The organism is Yokenella regensburgei (genome assembly GCF_051486985.1).
In the GTDB taxonomy this organism is placed as follows: Bacteria; Pseudomonadota; Gammaproteobacteria; order Enterobacterales; family Enterobacteriaceae; genus CBFFRJ01.
In genome coordinates, this window is record NZ_JAHVDV010000008.1 from 38853 (window position 1) to 56414 (window position 17562).

15 protein-coding genes are annotated in these 17562 nt (G+C 53.6%); 4 read left to right on the forward strand and 11 right to left on the reverse strand.

The genetic code is table 11. The annotated features are described in order from the left end of the window. Positions 1 to 48 precede the first annotated feature (48 nt). Both KXR87_RS07805 and gltB read right to left on the reverse strand, forming a co-directional pair. Positions 49 to 1467: a glutamate synthase small subunit gene (locus KXR87_RS07805; RefSeq protein WP_437431697.1), complete on the reverse strand. Its 1419-nt coding sequence runs from the start codon at positions 1465 to 1467 to the stop codon at positions 49 to 51. A gap of 9 nt (positions 1468 to 1476) precedes the next feature. Continuing rightward, the gene (gltB, locus tag KXR87_RS07810; RefSeq protein WP_437431698.1) at positions 1477 to 5937 is read right to left on the reverse strand and encodes a glutamate synthase large subunit; all 4461 of its coding nucleotides are present in this window, start codon (positions 5935 to 5937) and stop codon (positions 1477 to 1479) included. Positions 5938 to 6607: 670 nt separating this feature from the next. Between gltB and KXR87_RS07815 the strand changes: the two genes are divergently transcribed. From KXR87_RS07815 to mtgA, 4 genes are all read left to right on the forward strand, one after another. Further along, a complete protein-coding gene (locus KXR87_RS07815; RefSeq protein ID WP_437431699.1) occupies positions 6608 to 7561 on the forward strand; it encodes a TIGR01212 family radical SAM protein in 954 nt (317 codons plus the stop codon). A 96-nt stretch (positions 7562 to 7657) separates the two neighbouring features. Beyond that, positions 7658 to 9991: an aerobic respiration two-component sensor histidine kinase ArcB gene (gene arcB, locus KXR87_RS07820; RefSeq protein WP_437431700.1), complete on the forward strand. Its 2334-nt coding sequence runs from the start codon at positions 7658 to 7660 to the stop codon at positions 9989 to 9991. 229 nt (positions 9992 to 10220) lie between these two features. After that, complete coding sequence (gene elbB, locus KXR87_RS07825; RefSeq protein WP_437431701.1) at positions 10221 to 10874, forward strand: isoprenoid biosynthesis glyoxalase ElbB; 654 nt, start codon at positions 10221 to 10223, stop codon at positions 10872 to 10874. Then, complete coding sequence (gene mtgA / locus KXR87_RS07830; protein ID WP_437431702.1) at positions 10871 to 11599, forward strand: monofunctional biosynthetic peptidoglycan transglycosylase; 729 nt, start codon at positions 10871 to 10873, stop codon at positions 11597 to 11599. Before elbB ends, mtgA begins: the two co-directional genes overlap by 4 nt. Before the next feature lie 25 nt (positions 11600 to 11624). Here mtgA and npr read toward each other — a convergent pair whose 3' ends face one another. The 9 genes from npr to kdsC form a co-directional block, all read right to left on the reverse strand. Further along, positions 11625 to 11897, reverse strand: coding sequence for a PTS phosphocarrier protein NPr (npr, locus tag KXR87_RS07835; RefSeq protein ID WP_437431703.1), 273 nt, complete (start codon positions 11895 to 11897; stop codon positions 11625 to 11627). Further along, positions 11894 to 12748 carry an RNase adapter RapZ gene (rapZ, locus tag KXR87_RS07840; protein ID WP_437431704.1) on the reverse strand — a complete coding sequence of 285 codons (855 nt, stop codon included), beginning with the start codon at positions 12746 to 12748 and terminating at the stop codon, positions 11894 to 11896. Before rapZ ends, npr begins: the two co-directional genes overlap by 4 nt. Before the next feature lie 45 nt (positions 12749 to 12793). Next, on the reverse strand, positions 12794 to 13285 hold the full coding sequence (gene ptsN, locus KXR87_RS07845) for a PTS IIA-like nitrogen regulatory protein PtsN (RefSeq protein ID WP_437431705.1): 492 nt from the start codon (positions 13283 to 13285) through the stop codon (positions 12794 to 12796). Positions 13286 to 13366: 81 nt separating this feature from the next. Further along, the gene (gene hpf / locus KXR87_RS07850) at positions 13367 to 13654 is read right to left on the reverse strand and encodes a ribosome hibernation promoting factor (RefSeq protein ID WP_437431706.1); all 288 of its coding nucleotides are present in this window, start codon (positions 13652 to 13654) and stop codon (positions 13367 to 13369) included. A gap of 22 nt (positions 13655 to 13676) precedes the next feature. Beyond that, entirely contained in the window at positions 13677 to 15110 is a 1434-nt protein-coding gene (rpoN, locus tag KXR87_RS07855) for an RNA polymerase factor sigma-54 (protein ID WP_437431707.1), read from the reverse strand. 48 nt (positions 15111 to 15158) lie between these two features. Further along, a complete protein-coding gene (gene lptB, locus KXR87_RS07860; RefSeq protein WP_437431708.1) occupies positions 15159 to 15884 on the reverse strand; it encodes an LPS export ABC transporter ATP-binding protein in 726 nt (241 codons plus the stop codon). Positions 15885 to 15890: 6 nt separating this feature from the next. Then, positions 15891 to 16451 carry a lipopolysaccharide ABC transporter substrate-binding protein LptA gene (gene lptA / locus KXR87_RS07865; RefSeq protein WP_437431709.1) on the reverse strand — a complete coding sequence of 187 codons (561 nt, stop codon included), beginning with the start codon at positions 16449 to 16451 and terminating at the stop codon, positions 15891 to 15893. Further along, positions 16420 to 16995, reverse strand: a complete 576-nt coding sequence (gene lptC, locus KXR87_RS07870; protein WP_437431710.1) for an LPS export ABC transporter periplasmic protein LptC — start codon at positions 16993 to 16995, stop codon at positions 16420 to 16422. The genes lptA and lptC overlap by 32 nt, the downstream gene beginning before the upstream one ends. Further along, positions 16992 to 17558: a 3-deoxy-manno-octulosonate-8-phosphatase KdsC gene (gene kdsC, locus KXR87_RS07875; RefSeq protein ID WP_437431711.1), complete on the reverse strand. Its 567-nt coding sequence runs from the start codon at positions 17556 to 17558 to the stop codon at positions 16992 to 16994. The genes lptC and kdsC overlap by 4 nt, the downstream gene beginning before the upstream one ends. Between the last annotated feature and the right edge of the window lie 4 nt (positions 17559 to 17562).

The following is a 17562-nucleotide window of genomic DNA, read 5'->3' on the forward strand; positions in this document are numbered from 1 at the left end:
ACCAGCGTTAGCCGGATGACGGGATAGCCCCTCATCCGGCACGCTGTTTTACACTTCCAGCCAGTTCATAATGCCATCGGCCGCTTTACGACCTTCAGCAATCGCAGTCACCACCAGATCGGAACCGCGCACAATATCGCCACCGGCAAAGATCTTCGGGTTGCTGGTCTGGAACGCATTGTCGCTACCTTCCGGCGCAATGATGCGGCCCTGAGAATCCAGCTCCACGCTATGTTTCGCCAGCCATTCCATGCTGTGCGGACGGAAACCAAACGCCATCACGACCGCGTCTGCCGGTACCACATGCTCGGAGCCAGGCACGATTTCTGCGCGACGACGGCCTTTCGCATCCGGCTGACCCATTTCGGTACGCGCCATTTTTACGCCGCATACTTTACCGTTGGCGTTGATTTCCACACCGAGCGGCTGCACGTTGAACTGAAACTCGACGCCTTCTTCACGCGCGTTTTTCACTTCACGACGGGAACCCGGCATGTTTTCTTCGTCGCGACGGTAAGCACAGATAACGTGCTTCGCGTTCTGACGGATGGAAGTACGCACGCAGTCCATCGCGGTATCCCCACCGCCCAGCACCACGACGCGTTTGCCTTCCATGCTGGTGTATGGCGCTTCTGCGGAGTCGCCAAAGCCCATGATCTGGCGGGTGTTGGCAATCAGGAACGGCAGCGCATCAAATACGCCATCGGCGTCTTCATTTTCCAGACCGCCGCGCATGGACTGATAAGTACCCACCCCCAGGAAGACGGCGTCGTAATCGTTCAGCAGGTCGTCGAGCTGCACATCACGGCCCACTTCAGTGTTCAGGTTGAACTCGATCCCCATACCGGTGAAGATTTCGCGACGACGGGTCATCACCTCTTTCTCCAGCTTGAAGGCCGGGATACCAAAGGTCAGCAGGCCGCCGATCTCCGGGTGACGGTCAAACACCACGGCTTTTACGCCGTTACGGGTCAATACGTCCGCGCAGGCAAGGCCTGCCGGGCCCGCACCGATGATGGCAACACGTTTGCCGGTTTGCTTCACGCCGGTCAGGTCAGGACGCCACCCCATTTCAAACGCTTTATCGTTGATATAGCGTTCGATGTTACCAATGGTCACTGCGCCAAACTCGTCGTTCAGGGTACAGGAGCCTTCACACAGTCGGTCCTGAGGGCAGACGCGCCCACAGACTTCCGGCAGGGTGTTGGTCTGATGCGACAGCTCTGCCGCCTCAAAAATACGCCCCTCGTTGGCCAGCTTCAGCCAGTTCGGGATGTAGTTGTGTACCGGACATTTCCACTCGCAGTACGGGTTACCACAGGAGAGGCAGCGATCTGCCTGCGCCTTGGCCTGGCCTTCTGAAAACGGCTCATAGATTTCTACAAATTCAATTTTACGGATCTTCAGCGGTTTCTTCGGCGGATCGACACGCTGTAAGTCTATAAACTGGTATACGTTCTGACTCATTGCTACCCCTTACTGCGCCTGCACCCGCAGCTCAGCTGCGGAACGACTACGGTGACCTAACAGAGCTTTCACATCGCTGGATTTTGGCTTCACCAGCGCGAACTTCGTTGAGAAGGTCGGCCAGTTCGCCAGAATCTCTTCACCACGTGAAGAACCGGTATGTTGTACGTGCTCGGTGATAAGACCGCGCAGATGTTCTTCATGGATAGCAAGGTCATCAACGCTCAGGACTTCCACCAGTTCCGGGTTCACGCGTTTGCGGAATTCACCGTCTTCATCCAGTACGTAGGCGAAGCCGCCCGTCATGCCTGCGCCAAAGTTGACGCCCGTTTTGCCGAGGATACAGACGATACCACCGGTCATGTATTCGCAGCCGTTATCACCAATACCTTCAACCACGGTAATCGCGCCGGAGTTACGCACGCCAAATCGCTCACCTGCGCGGCCTGCGGCGTAGAGTCGACCGCCGGTTGCGCCATAGAGACAGGTGTTACCGATAATGCTCGCTTCATGGCTACGATAAGCCGAGCCCACTGGCGGACGAACCGCCACTAAACCACCTGCCATGCCTTTACCCACATAGTCGTTGGCATCGCCGGTCAGATACAGTTCTACGCCGCCCGCGTTCCACACGCCGAAGCTCTGGCCTGCGGTGCCGCTGAAGTGCGCGGTAATCGGGTCAGACGCCAGACCCTGATCGCCATGATGCTGCGCGATATAGCCGGACAGCGATGCACCGACGGAGCGGTCCGTGTTGCGAATGTCAAACCAGAAGGTTTTGCTCTGGCGTTCGTCCACAAACGGTTTTGCCTGTTGCAGCAGTTGCGCATTGAGCACGCCATTATCAAACGGCGGATTGTTCTCGGTGCAGAACAGCGCTTTGCCCGGATGCGGTTCGGCGGTTTCCAGCAGTTTCGACAGATCCAGTTTCTGCTGTTTGGCGGTGAAACCGTCCAGCTCTTTGAGCAGATCGGTACGACCAATCAGATCGACCAGACGTTTGACACCCAGCTGCGCCATTAACTCACGCACTTCACGGGCGATAAATTCAAAGTAGTTGGTCACTTTGAACGGCAGGCCGTGATAGTGGTTTTTACGCAGTTTCTCGTCCTGAGTTGCCACACCGGTTGCGCAGTTGTTGAGGTGACAAATACGCAGGTATTTACAGCCCAGCGCCACCATTGGACCGGTACCGAAGCCGAAGCTCTCGGCACCTAAAATAGCCGCTTTAATGATGTCCTGGCCGGTTTTCAGCCCGCCATCGGTTTGCAGACGGATCTTGTGACGCAGGCCGTTGGCGACCAGCGCCTGTTGGGTTTCCACCAGCCCCAGTTCCCACGGGCAACCGGCATATTTCACGGAGGAGAGCGGGCTTGCACCCGTACCACCGTCATAACCGGCAATGGTTATCAGATCGGCGTAGGCTTTTGCCACACCGGTCGCGATGGTGCCGACGCCCGGTTCAGACACCAGCTTCACGGAGATCATCGCTTTCGGGTTGACCTGTTTAAGGTCGAAAATCAGCTGCGCCAGATCCTCGATAGAGTAAATATCGTGGTGTGGCGGAGGAGAAATCAGGGTCACGCCCGGCACCGAATAACGCAGTTTGGCAATGTACGGGGTCACTTTGTCACCCGGTAACTGACCGCCTTCACCCGGTTTTGCGCCCTGAGCCACTTTAATCTGGATAACGTCAGCGTTGACCAGGTACGCCGGGGTTACACCGAAGCGACCGGACGCAACCTGCTTAATGCGTGACACTTTATTGGTGCCATAGCGCGCCGGATCTTCACCGCCTTCGCCGGAGTTTGAGAAACCACCGAGGCTGTTCATGGCTTCTGCCAGCGCTTCGTGGGCTTCCGGGCTCAGTGCGCCGATGGACATCGCCGCGGTATCAAAGCGTTTGAACAGCTCACTTGCCGGTTCAACGTCGTTGATGCTGACGGTTTCGCCGTTCGGCGTGATGGCCAGCAGGTCCCGCAGCGTTGCAGCCGGACGCTCATTCACCAGTTTGGCGTACTGCTGATAATCGCTGTATTCGCCACTCTGCACCGCCTGTTGCAGGGTGCGCACCACGTCCGGGTTATAGGCATGGTATTCGCCGCCGTGGACGTACTTGAGCTGTCCACCCTGATCCAGCGGCTTACGTGCCAGCCAGGCGCGTTTTGACAGGTTCAGCAGGTCCTGCTGGAAATCAGAGAAGCTTGCACCGCTGATACGGCTGACCACGCCCTGGAAGCACAGACCCGACACATCTTCATGCAGGCCGACCGCTTCAAACAGTTTTGAACAGCGGTAGGAGGCAATGGTCGAGATGCCCATTTTGGACATGATCTTATACAGACCCTTATTGATGCCGTTACGGTAGTTCAGCATCACGGTACGGTAGTCTTTCTCGATAGCCCGGGTGTCGACCAGTTTTGCCAGGGTTTCATAAGCCAGGTACGGATAGATGGCGGTGGCACCGAAGCCCAGCAGCACGGCAAAGTGGTGCGGGTCGCGGGCACTCGCTGTTTCTACGATGATATTGGCATCGCAGCGCAGGCTCTTATCCACCAGACGGGTCTGAATCGCGCCCACGGCCATTGGCGCCGGCACCGGCAGGCGGTTTTTAGCAATTGCACGGTCAGACAGCACCAGCAACACGGTGCCGTCGCGGACCATCTGCTCGGCTTTATCGCACAGCGCTTTGACGGTCTCTTCCAGCGTGGTTTGGGTCACGTCGAAAGTAATATCCAGCACATCCGCACGATAATGCTCCTCTTTCATCGTGGTGAGCTGAGTGAAGTCGGAGTACAGCAGGATGGGCGATTTGAAGCTCAGGCGGTGTGCCTGACCTTCCGCTTCGCAGAAGACGTTCATCTCACGGCCAATGCTGGTCGCCAGCGACATCACGTGGGCTTCACGCAACGGATCGATAGGCGGGTTGGTCACCTGCGCGAACTGCTGACGGAAGTAATCGTAAATGATACGTGGCTGGCTGGAGAGCACGGCAAACGGGGTATCGTCACCCATTGAACCCACCGCTTCCTGGCCATTTTCGCCGAGCACACGGATAACGGAGTCCAGCTCTTCAAAACTGTAGTTAAACTGCTTCTGGTAGCTGGCGAGCAGGTCGTCATCCATTTCACGGGTGCCAACCTGATCGTCTGCCAGCTCTTCGAATGGCACCAGCCGACGAACGTTTTTCTCCATCCACTCTTTATAAGGATGGCGGCTTTTCAGATCGTTGTCGGTTTCAGCGGAGTGCAGAATTCGACCACCACGGGTATCAATCACCATCAGCTCGCCCGGCCCAACGCGGCCTTTCTCGACCACTTCGTCAGGCTGATAATCCCAGATCCCGACTTCGGAGGCGCAGGTGATCAGTTTGTCTTTAGTGATGACATAACGCGCCGGGCGCAGACCGTTACGGTCCAGGTTACAGGCGGCGAAACGTCCATCGGACATCACGATACCGGCCGGGCCATCCCACGGCTCCATATGCATGGAGTTAAAGTCGAAGAAGGAGCGCAGGTCGGGGTCCATATCCGGGTTGTTCTGCCATGCAGGCGGAACCAGCAGACGCATGGCACGGACGATGTCCATACCACCTGCCAGCAGGAGCTCAAGCATGTTGTCCATTGAGCTTGAGTCTGAACCCGTTTCGTTCACGAAGGGTGCAGCATCGTGCAGGTCCGGGATCAGCGGCGTCTGGAACTTATAGGTACGGGCACGCGCCCACTGGCGGTTACCGGTAATGGTGTTAATCTCGCCATTGTGCGCCAGGTAGCGGAACGGCTGTGCCAGCGGCCAGCGCGGCACGGTGTTGGTGGAGAAGCGCTGGTGGAAAAGGCAAATGGCCGATTCCAGACGCAGATCCGCCAGGTCCAGGTAGAAGCGCGGCAGGTCAGCCGGCATACATAGACCTTTATAAATATTGACCAGGTTCGAGAGGCTACAGACGTAGAACTCTTTATCCTCCTGGAGGCGTTTTTCAATGCGGCGGCGGGCGATGAACAGACGGCGTTCCATATCACGCGGACGCCAGCCCGCAGGCGCGTTAACAAAAATCTGTTCTATACGAGGCAGCGAGGAGAGGGCGATTTCACCGAGCACCCCTTCGTTCGTTGGCACATCACGCCAGCCAACAATCGACAGGGTTTCGCGCTGAAGTTCTTCTTCAACGATACGGCGTGAGGCGGCCGCTTTTTCAGGATCCTGATTCAGGAACAGCATACCGACAGCATAGTTCTTGGCTAAACGCCAGCCGCGTTCCTGCGCAACGATACGAAAGAAACGATCGGGTTTTTGCAGCAGCAAACCACAGCCGTCACCGGTTTTACCATCGGCGAGGATAGCACCACGGTGCTGCATACGGGCCAGTGCGTGTATAGCGGTGCGCACTACCTTGTGGCTAGGTTCGCCTTCTATGTGGGCGATCAGGCCGAAACCACAGTTATCCCTCTCAAGGGATTTATCGTACAACATATCAGTGAACCTCCCCAGGCTCTACGGGACCCCCTCCTGACCGACGCGCACAGGCGCAAAAAGAGCATGGCGACGGGGCATATGCCTCGAATGTCGCCCTCTTTAATTTCCTTTTCGCATCGGTACACAAGTGTTGAGGACTTGCTTAAGAGGGAATCACAATAACTGCATAAATATGATGAGCAGACCGCTCATCCAGAAAGCTTCCAGCGGATTTCCAACTTATCGGGAATCCTTATTCAGGTCAAATGCCAGGCTTATTTATACAAAAATGTGCTATGAGTTAGTTAATTATTTGAAATATAAATATATTTAACCTTTTTTACATTGCCAGAGCGCAGCGATAGCCCATTTCTTTCTGTGATCTGACTCACTATTGAAAAGCCCGCTTAATGCGTTACCGTACTAACTAAAGGGGTCATAGCAGATTTTTATGCTACTGAAGGGGTTGCGGTCGCATAAACTCACTGTTTTTCACAGCCGCTACTATTTTTGCAAAATAGAGGCCGAACATAAGGAAAAGTAATTGGCATCAGCGTGAATGAAAGTGCGGTAATAATGATTTTTTATGCAGTAAATAAAAGCGTTGCCGGGCGATTGATCCACATCATCGCCGTCGAAAGCTAAAAATGGCAGGCTTGGCCCCTTTCAGAGCACGGCCTCTCAGATTATGCAGTTACAGAAATTAGTCAATATGTTTGGTGGGGATCTTGCCCGCCGTTATGGTGAAAAAGTCCATAAGCTGACCTTACATGGCGGTTTTAGCTGCCCAAACCGCGACGGCACCATCGGGCGCGGGGGGTGTACCTTTTGTAACGTAGCCTCTTTTGCTGACGAAGCGCAGCAGCACCGTTCCATTGCCGAACAACTTACCCATCAGGCCCATCTGGTTAATCGCGCAAAGCGTTATCTTGCCTATTTTCAGGCCTATACCAGTACCTGGGCGGAAGTTCAGGTGTTGCGGTCTATGTACCAGCAGGCGGTAAGCCAGGCCAGTATCGTGGGTTTATGCGTGGGCACGCGGCCAGACTGCGTGCCGGAAGCGGTGCTTGACCTGTTAAGTGAATACCATGAGCAGGGTTTTGAAGTCTGGCTCGAACTGGGGTTACAGACGGCACATGATAAAACGCTGCATCGCATTAACCGTGGCCACGATTTCGTCTGCTACCAGCGTACCACCCGGCTTGCCCGCGAGCGTGGCCTGAAGGTCTGTAGCCATCTGATTGTCGGCCTGCCGGGAGAAGGTCAGGCTGAATGCCTGCAAACGCTCCAGCGCGTCGTAGATACCGGTGTGGACGGCATTAAGCTGCATCCTTTGCATATTGTTAAGGGCAGCATTATGGCGAAGGCCTGGGAAGCGGGCAGGCTAAGCGGCATTGCGCTTGAGGATTACACGCTGACCGCCGGGGAGATGATTCGCCATACGCCGCCGGAGGTGATTTATCACCGTATTTCCGCCAGCGCCCGCCGCCCTACGTTGCTGGCGCCGCTGTGGTGTGAAAACCGCTGGACGGGGATGGTGGAACTTGACCGCTATCTGAAGGCGCACGGGGTGCAGGGATCGGCGCTGGGACAGTGCTGGACGCCTGAATGCACCGCCGCCTCCAAATCATTCGCTGAATGAATGCCAAATCTCAATGATTGCCGCATTTTTCGCACAACCTTCAACGCCTTGCTCAGAATTGAGTATTATTGAGCGGAATCGTTTGAGGAAATCGTTATGAAGCAAATCCGTTTACTGGCGCAATATTACGTCGACCTGATGATGAAGCTCGGCCTGGTACGTTTCTCCATGCTGTTAGCACTGGCGCTGGTGGTGCTGGCCATTGTGGTACAGATGGCGGTAACGATGGTGTTGCAAGGCCAGGTGGAAAATATCGACGTTATCCGCTCAATTTTCTTTGGCTTACTGATAACCCCCTGGGCGGTCTACTTCCTGTCGGTGGTGGTAGAGCAACTTGAAGAGTCTCGTCAGCGGCTGTCCCGACTGGTTGATAAGCTTGAAGAGATGCGTAACCGCGACCTTAAACTCAATATACAGCTTAAAGAGAACATCACCCGACTCAACCAGGAGATGGCCGACCGTGAGAAAGCCGAAGCTGAGCGGCAGGCTACCTTTGAACGGCTCAAGATTGAGATGCAGGAGCGTGAACAGACGCAAATACAGCTCGAACAGCAGTCGACCTTTTTGCGCTCTTTTCTCGATGCCTCGCCCGATCTGGTGTTCTATCGTAATGAAGATAAAGAGTTCTCAGGCTGCAATCGGGCGATGGAACTGCTGACCGGGAAAAGTGAGAAACAACTCATCAACCTCAAGCCGCAGGATGTCTATTCAACTGAAGCGGCTGAGAAGGTGAACGAAACTGATGAGAAAGTATTTCGCCATAACGTCTCGCTTACCTACGAACAGTGGCTGGATTACCCGGACGGGCGCAAGGCCTGTTTTGAAATTCGTAAGGTTCCCTATTATGACCGCGTAGGCAAGCGCCACGGGCTGATGGGCTTCGGGCGCGATATTACCGAGCGTAAGCGCTATCAGGACGCCCTTGAGCGTGCCAGTCGCGATAAGACGACCTTTATCTCCACCATCAGCCACGAGCTACGCACGCCCCTGAATGGCATCGTTGGCTTAAGCCGGATCCTGCTGGACACCGATTTGACCAGTGAACAGGAAAAATACCTCAAAACTATCCATGTCTCGGCCGTGACGTTGGGCAATATCTTCAATGACATCATTGATATGGATAAAATGGAGCGCCGTAAGGTTCAGCTTGATAACCAGCCTGTCGACTTCACCAGCTTCCTGGCCGACCTTGAGAACCTCTCCGGATTGCAGGCTCACCAGAAGGGACTGCGGTTTGTGATGGAACCGACGCTACCGTTACCGCATAAAGTGGTCACCGATGGTACGCGGCTGCGGCAGATCCTCTGGAATCTGATTAGCAACGCCGTCAAGTTTACCCGCGAAGGCCAGGTGACGGTGCGTGTGCGCTATGAGGCGGGAGATATGCTGCGCTTTGAGGTCGAAGATTCTGGTATCGGTATTCCGCGTGAAGAACTCGATAAAATCTTCGCCATGTATTATCAGGTAAAAGACAGCCAGGGCGGGAAACCGGCGACCGGAACCGGGATTGGCCTTGCGGTCTCCCGACGCCTCGCAAAAAGCATGGGAGGTGACATTGTGGTCACAAGTGAGGCGGGCAGAGGCTCTCTGTTCACCCTTACCGTACATGCGCCTGCGGTTGCAGAAGAGGTGGAAGATGCCTTTGAAGATGATGATATGCCGTTACCAGCCCTTCATGTGCTGCTGGTGGAAGACATTGAACTTAACGTCATTGTCGCCCGTTCCGTGCTGGAAAAACTGGGCAGCAGCGTGGATGTGGCGATGACGGGTAAAGAGGCGCTGGAGATGTTCAGGCCCGGTGAATATGACCTGGTGTTACTGGATATTCAGTTGCCTGACATGACAGGGCTTGATATCTCCCGCTTACTCACCAGTCAGTTTGCCCGTGAGGAACTGCCTCCGCTGGTGGCGTTGACGGCTAACATGCTGAAAGATAAAAACGAGTATCTGGAAGCCGGAATGGACGATGTGCTGAGCAAACCCCTGGCGGTGCCCGCCCTGACCGCCATGATTAAGAAATTCTGGGATACCCGCGACGATGAGGATGAAACGATGACTGCAACGGATAACAAATCACAAAACCTGCTGGACGTAGCGATGCTCGAACAGTACCTCGAGCTGGTGGGGCCAAAACTCATTACCGATGGACTGGCGGTCTTTGAGAAGATGATGCCGGGCTATCTTAGCGTGCTGGAGTCGAACCTGACGGCGCGGGATCAGAAAGGGATCGTGGAAGAGGGGCATAAGATCAAAGGGGCGGCAGGATCGATCGGACTGCGTCATCTTCAACAGCTAGGTCAGCAGATCCAGTCTCCCGATCTTCCTGCATGGTGGGATAATGTCGGTGAATGGATCGAAGAGATGAAACAGGAGTGGCAGCATGATGTGGCGGTGCTGAAAGCCTGGGTAGCGGACGCTGGAAAAAAATGACCCCGGATAAACCGGGGTGCGCGAATACTGCGCCAACACCAGGGAAAACGTGGCTGCGCCGTGAAGTTATAGTTTTTTTACAAGGGCGCAGTCTGAAAATTTGAACTGCACGCACATAAGATAGCAAATCTTAAATGATTTGTTACGTCAATCAATGAAATGTGTGAAGCATAGCGCCCTTATCAAAATTTTTAATTATCTACATGACATTGCATAAAGGATGAGCAGAATGAAAAAAGTCGGTGTCGTTCTCAGCGGAGCAGGGGTGTATGACGGTTCTGAAATCCATGAAGCGGTGCTTACGCTGCTTGCGATCGCCCGCGAAGGGGCCGAGGCCGTCTGCTTTGCACCGGATAAGATCCAGACCGATGTGATTAATCATCTGACCGGGGAGCCGATCAATGAGAGCCGCAATGTATTGATCGAAGCGGCACGCATTGCCCGTGGATCCATCCAGTCGCTCGCGCATGCATCAGTAAAGGATCTGGATGCCCTCATCGTTCCCGGAGGATTTGGTGCGGCAAAGAATCTCAGTAACTTTGCCAGTGAGGGGAGCGCATGCGCCGTTGATGCGCAGCTAAAGCATCTGGCGCAGGAGATGCACCAGGCGGGTAAACCGCTTGGTTTTATCTGTATCGCGCCGGCAATGTTGCCAAAAATTTTTGATTTCCCCCTGCGTCTGACCATAGGTACGGATATTGATACCGCTGAAGTCCTGGAGGATATGGGGGCTGAACATGTCTCCTGCCCGGTAGACGATATTGTGGTCGATGAGGAGAACAAAGTTGTCACCACGCCTGCTTATATGCTGGCGCAAAACATCGCCGAAGCGGCCACCGGTATCGAAAAGCTGGTGGCACGCGTGCTGGTGCTGACGGAATGAAAGTGCGGCGTGGTCCACTAAAAGTTCGTCTTAAGCGACTGATTTTACGGGCGGTGCTGGCACTTGCCATTTTTTGGGGTGGCGGCATTGTCCTGTTCAGCTTTCTGCCGGTACCCTTTTCTGCGGTCATGGTAGAGCGGCAGTTGGGTGCCTGGCTTACCGGCGATTTTGGCTATGTTGCGCATTCTGACTGGGTCGGCATGGATGATATTTCCCCCTGGGCTGGGCTGGCGGTCATTGCCGCTGAAGATCAACGATTTCCCGAGCACTGGGGGCTTGATTTTGGCGCGATTGAAAAGGCCCTGTCTCACAATGAGCGGCATGAAAACCGGGTCCGTGGCGCATCGACAATTTCTCAGCAAACGGTAAAGAATCTGCTGCTGTGGGATGGCAAAAGCTGGGTGCGTAAAGGGCTGGAAGCGGGGCTGACGCTCACGACGGAGGTCATCTGGACGAAGCGCCGGATACTCACCGTATACCTGAACATTGCGGAGTTTGGGGAGGGGGTGTTTGGCGTTGAGGAGGCTTCACAGCGCTATTTTCACAAGCCAGCCAGCAAACTCACCATGTCGGAAGCGGCGCTGCTGGCGGCTGTTTTGCCTAACCCGTTGCGGTTTCGGGTTGACGCGCCCTCGGGCTATGTTCGTAGCCGGCAGGCGTGGATCCTGCGTCAGATGCACCAGTTAGGCGGGGAATCATTTCTGGAGAGTAACAGGCTGCACTGACACTCCTCTCCTGGGCGGGAGAGGATTACTCTTCGTCAAATCCGGCGTTAAACAGCGCGATAACTGCTGCCAGCGCCTCTTCTTCCTGCGGACCATTGGCTTCGATTTCGATTTGACGCCCTTTGGCTGAATCCAGCATCAGCAACGCAATGACGCTGCTGGCTTCAGCCTCGGTTCCTTCATCATTGCGTAACAGCACCTCTGCATCAAACCCCTGAACCAGTTCGAACAGCTTCATTGCCGGGCGCGCATGCATCCCCAGCTTATTGGTGATTTCGACGGTCTGTTTTACGGTCATGTTTTACGTTTTTCCAGCGTACGATGACGGGACTGAACATTTTTCCCGCGTGAGCGGAAATAATCAGCCAGTTGTTCAGCAACATAGACGGAGCGATGTTTACCACCGGTACAACCAATCGCGACGGTCAGGTAGCTGCGGTTATTGGTTTCAAGCATCGGGAGCCAGAGCTCAAGATAGCTGCGGGTCTGGTAAATGAAGTTGTGGACTTCAGTATGCCTGTCCAGGAAAGCCGCTACGGGTTTGTCGAGGCCGGTCATCGGGCGCAGCTTGGGGTCCCAGTGCGGGTTTGGCAAAAAGCGGACATCGAAAACGTAGTCGGCATCGATGGGAATACCGTGCTTAAAGCCGAAAGACTCGAAGACCATCGTCAGCTCACGTTCACGCTTGCCGAGCAGTCGGGTACGCAGCATTTCAGCCAGCTCATGGACTGACATTTCAGAGGTATCAACAATGAGGTCAGCGCGTGAGCGTAAAGGTTCGAGTAAATTACTCTCTTCATCAATGGCGCTTTCCAGCGATAAATTTTTACTGGAAAGGGGGTGCAGACGGCGGGTGTCGCTGTAGCGACGAATTAACGTGTTTCGGTCTGCGTCGAGGAAGAGGAGCTGGGGAGAGAACTCTTCGGGCAGGTTACTCATCGCCTGTTCAAAGATTTCCGGTGATTCTGGCATATTACGCACGTCGATGCTGACGGCTGCGGAAGTCTGTCTGTCGGCAAGCGTTCTCGCCAGCTCAGGAAGCAACACGACCGGCAGGTTGTCGACACAGTAAAATCCCATGTCTTCCAGCGCACGCAGGGCGACTGATTTGCCGGAACCCGAACGACCACTCACGATCATCAGGACCATGGAAAGTTTCTCCTCACAGCGCCTGGCGCAACAGTGAATACAATGTTATGCATCGTCCTGTTCGCCTTCTGTCAGCGTGATGATCTTATACAGTTCTTCGTCGCTTTGTGCAGAACGCAGGCGACGACAAATCGTTTTATCCGCCAGTCTTTTCGCCACTAACGACAGCGTGTGCAGGTGCGTTTTGGTCTGGTCGGCAGGAACAAGCAGGGCAAACAGTAAATCAACCGGTTGATTATCAATGGCATCAAAGGCAATCGGCGTTTCAAGCTGTACGAACACGCCTACCGCGCGAAGGGTGTCTTCTTCCAGTTTGCCGTGAGGGATAGCTATCCCGTTGCCAATACCGGTACTGCCCATTTTCTCGCGTGTGAGAATGGCTTCGAAAACGACCTGGGGCGGCAGACTCAGCTGTTTTGCGGCAAGTTCACTGATTATCTCCAGGGCACGTTTTTTGCTCTGGCAGTGAACGCCACTTCGGGTACATTCCTGGTTAAGGACATTGCTCAGTTGGAGAGCGGAATCGTTATTCATCATAATTTCACCTAAGCGTCGTCGGAGATAAGCCCCCGACCGGGTTGCGGTAGGGGGCTACGCGCCAGACGACCGCCCGGACAATTAGTGTTGTTTCAGTTTATCTTTATGTTTTGTCAGCTGACGCGCCAGTTTATCAATTAAACCGTCGATGGCAGCGTACATATCCTGACCTTCCGCACTGGCGTGAATTTCACCACCATTGACATGCAAAGTCGCATCCGAGGTATGAGTCACTTTCTCCACTTTCAACACAATATAGACCTGATTAATCCTCTCGAAGTATTGTTCGAGTTTCGCGAATTTGGTGTTAACAAAGTCACGCAGGGCTTCGGTGATCTCGACGTTTTGTCCTGTGATGTTAAGCTGCATAGTGTCTTCCTTATCGGTTGGGTCAGACCAGCTGTTTACGCTGATTTGACGGCGGAATGGATAAAGACTCTCGGTATTTTGCAACGGTTCGCCGCGCTACCATGATACCTTGATCGGACAGCATGGAGGTTAATTTGCTGTCGCTCAATGGTTTCGCAGGATTCTCTGCGGCGATTAATTTCTTCACCAGTGCACGTATGGCCGTTGAGGAGGCTTCCCCTCCGCCTTCGGTACTCACGTGACTGGAGAAAAAATACTTGAGTTCAAAAATACCCCGTGGACTATGAAGGTATTTCTGAGTTGTGACACGGGAGATGGTCGATTCATGCATCTCCACCGCCTGGGCAATATCAGCCAGCACCATGGGTTTCATGAACTCTTCTCCCTGTTCGAAGAAGGCTTGCTGCTGTTCGACGATACAGCGACTGACCCGTAACAGAGTATCGTTACGGCTCTCCAGGCTCTTTATAAGCCACTTGGCATCCTGCAAATTACTGCGAATAAACTGGGTATCCGCATCGTTTCGTGCCCCACCACACATGGCGGCATAGTGCTGGTTAATTTGCAGACGCGGAATACTGTCGGCGTTCAGTTCGACGACCCAGCGCGTATTATGTTTGCGAACCAGCACATCCGGAATGACATACTCAGGTTCCCCTGTCTGGATCGACTGACCTGGACGCGGATCGAGCGACTGAATCAGATTCACCGCTTCTTTCAGTACGTCCTCTTTCAGGCGAGTGACACGCATCAGGGTGCGGAAGTCATGGTTCGCAAGCAGATCAAGGTGATTGCTGATAATGAGCTGAGCTTCCTCGCGCCACGGTGTCTCTTTTGCAAACTGGGAAAGCTGGATAAGCAGGCAGTCACGCAGATCTTTTGCCGCTACCCCTACCGGGTCGAAACGCTGAATGCGCTTAAGTACCGCTTCGACTTCATCAAGGCCTATGTCCTCGTCGCCCATACTGTCGAGGATATCTTCCAGTGACACGGTCAGGTAGCCAGTGTCATCTACGGCATCGACAATCGATGTTGCGATGGCCCGGTCTGTGTCTGAAAAGGGGGTGAGCTCCACCTGCCACATCAGGTAATCCTGCAATGACTGCGTGGTTTCACCCTGATAAACCGGTAATTCATCGTCAATGTAATCGGTACTGCTGCCGGAAGGTGTGCCCGCCGTGTAAATCTCATCCCAACTGGCGTCGAGGGGCAATTCGTCGGGCATCTCTTTTTGTTCGAGTGCGTCTACGGTGTCGAGACTTTCGTTATCCTGAGACTGTTGTGTATCCACTTCTTCATGAAGATCGGTTTGTTCCAGCAATGGGTTACTCTCCAGCGCCTGCTGAAGTTCTTGCTGAAGTTCCAACGTAGACAGCTGTAACAGACGAATAGCCTGTTGCAGCTGCGGCGTCATGGCCAGCTGTTGGCTAAGCCTTAATTGCAAACCTTGCTTCATATTCAGAGCAGTCTTCTCCGACTAAACACGTCAATAAACTCTACCCTATCAGAGTCTGAAGTCTTCCCCAAGATATACGCGCTTAACGTGTTCGTCTTCAAGGATTTGCTGCGGCGTACCGTGGGCGATTAAGTGGCCCTGGCTTACGATATAAGCACGCTCACAGACCGCCAGAGTTTCTCGTACGTTATGGTCGGTAATTAACACGCCGAGCCCACTATCACGCAAATGCTCGATAATGCGTTTGATATCAATAACGGAAATCGGGTCGACGCCTGCAAACGGCTCATCCAGCAGAATAAATTTAGGATTGGCCGCCAGTGCGCGGGCGATCTCTACGCGACGACGCTCACCGCCGGATAATGCCTGCCCCAGGTTATTGCGAAGGTGCTCAATGTGGAACTCTTCCATCAGCTCATTGGCTCTGTCCATACGCTGTTCTGCGCTGAGATCATCGCGAATTTGCAGCACTGCCATCAGATTATCGAAGACACTGAGGCGGCGGAAAATAGACGCCTCCTGAGGCAGATAGCCAATACCGCGACGCGCGCGCGCATGCAGCGGTAACAGGCTTATGTCTTCATCATCGATAATGATGTTGCCAGCATCCCGCGGCACAATACCCACGACCATGTAAAAGGTGGTGGTTTTACCCGCCCCGTTCGGGCCAAGCAGGCCAACAATTTCACCTGAATTCACGGTCAGGCTCACGTCTTCCACAACACGGCGGCCTTTATAGGCCTTAGCGAGATTCTTTGCAGTTAATGTTGCCATAACGAATTAATTACTCTTTTTTTGCGCCGGGGCCGGATTCTGATTGTTGCTCTTATCCTGCAACTGAGACGGTACCAGAACCGTTGTCACGCGTTTACCTTTCTCGCTAAACGCCTGCATTTTTTGTTCTTTCACCAGATAGGTGATTTTGTCGCCTTTAATGTTGCTATCAAGCTGCTCGAGATAAGCATTACCCGTCAGAATCACAAAGTCTTTTTCCAGTTCGTAATGCATCTGCGAGGCATGGCCTTTCACGGGTTTGCCATTGTCCTGCAACTGATAAAAGGTGGCAGGGTTGCCGAAGCCATCAATGACCTCTTTACCTTGCTGTCCACCGGGCCGGGTCACCACCACTTTATCGGCGTTGATCTTGATAGTACCCTGGGTGACGATAACATTACCGGTAAAGGTCACCACATTGCCTTGCATGTCCAGCGACTGTTGGTCCGAGTCGATGTGAATAGGTTGATCGGTGTCGCCGGTCACTGCCAGCGCCGGTAGGCTGGCAGCAAAGAGGGCACTGGCCAGGACAACATTAAGGCTGAGTTTGTTTGTTTTGAATTTCATATGAGCTTCTAACCTTTTCAATCAGCTCTGCGGTTTTGCTGCGTAAGTTGCCGCGCATTTTCAGGCCGGTGGAATTAAATGTTGTTCCGTATAACGTCACCTGGTCATCGGAGGTCACATCCTGCGTGACCAGATTTATCTGGGCGTTATCCGTCGTAATTTTTTGCAACTGAGCGTCTGGCGTCAGCGCGTTAACTTCAACATGGCCATAAAGATAAAGCATTCGGTCATTGGTTAACTTTGCTTTATCGGCCTTAATGGACCATCCTGGAATTTTATCTTTATCAAATGTCGTCAATACAGGTTGGGTGAACCATGTGATGGCTTCAGCAGAAAAATACTCTACATGCTCGGCAATCAGTCGATAATTCAGTGCACCCTCGGGGCTGTATACCACCGTGTCGGTGTGCTCACTTTTATAAGTTGGATCGCTGCTGTTTGTGCTCACCGGCGCCAGAGATTCCCGGTCAGCCAGATTCACACCAATCAGTACCAGGACGATAAGTGCCAGCAAAATGATGACCCAACGTCGGGTTTTACTCATATCGATTGCCCTTTGGCCTCATCAAGTTTACCTTGCGCGAGTAATAATAAATCGCAGACTTCACGTACAGCCCCCCGCCCACCAGCGATACGCGTGACATAGTCCGCGCGCGGAATCAAAAGCGGATGGGCATCGGCGACGGCAACGCTCAGACCAATTTCCGCCATGACCGGCCAGTCGATCAGATCATCGCCCACATAAGCAATCTGCTCAGGTTGTAAGGAAAGTTTGGTTAAAAGCTCGCGGTACGCCAGCAATTTGTCCGATTGCCCCTGGTAAAGATGTGTAATGCCCAGGGTTTCACAGCGATTTTCTAACAGTTTAGCTCTACGCCCGGTAATGATGGCTACCTCAATGCCTGACGTTAATGCACAGCGGATGCCATACCCATCACGAACATTAAACGCCTTTAACTCTTCACCGTCGTTTCCCATGTAGATGAGACCGTCAGATAAAACACCATCAACATCAAGAATTAACAGCCTGATTTTTTCTGCCTTCGCCATAATCTGTGTGCTAACGGGACCGTAGCAGGTTGCAAGCGACGCACCAACATTACTCATTATT